A 417-nucleotide genomic window follows, 5' to 3' on the forward strand; every position below is an offset into this window, starting at 1 on the left:
TCAAGCGGTAGGCAATGCGGCCCTTGTCCACACCGCACAGGCTGGCCAGCTGCGCCGCACTGACCACCGGGGCGGTCTTGGTGGACGTGGGTGACAGCATGGCCGCGCGGATCTGCCCCATCATCGCGGCAATGCGCGCGGCCTGCAGCTCGATGTCGGCCAGCGATTGGCGTTTGATCGGGGCGTGGCCGGGCGGTTGCTTGATGTCCATGGTGTTGTTCCTGTTTGTTCACACAATCTGCGATTATGCGTGTGAGCAGCGAAAAATCGTTGAACAGCCACAAGGGTGCACCGCCCGGGACGTCGAAGGCTACAGGGCCTGATTTGGCTTGTGGGCTGTTCCGCGTTTTTCCTCAGCATCTCTTCTCTTTCAAAGAAAGCTTCAATACATCTTCAAGAGATTAGCGTGCTGTGCAT

1 protein-coding gene is annotated in these 417 nt (G+C 58.8%); it reads right to left on the bottom strand.

Annotation, left to right across the window (positions count from 1 at the left end):
* The coding region (locus tag V3391_RS17565) for a hypothetical protein (RefSeq protein WP_332079748.1) at positions 1-211 on the bottom strand (211 nt) is incomplete at its 3' end.
* Positions 212-417: the final 206 nt, after the last annotated feature.

It is taken from the genome of Luteimonas flava (assembly GCF_036584485.1).
Taxonomy (GTDB): Bacteria; Pseudomonadota; Gammaproteobacteria; order Xanthomonadales; family Xanthomonadaceae; genus Luteimonas; species Luteimonas flava.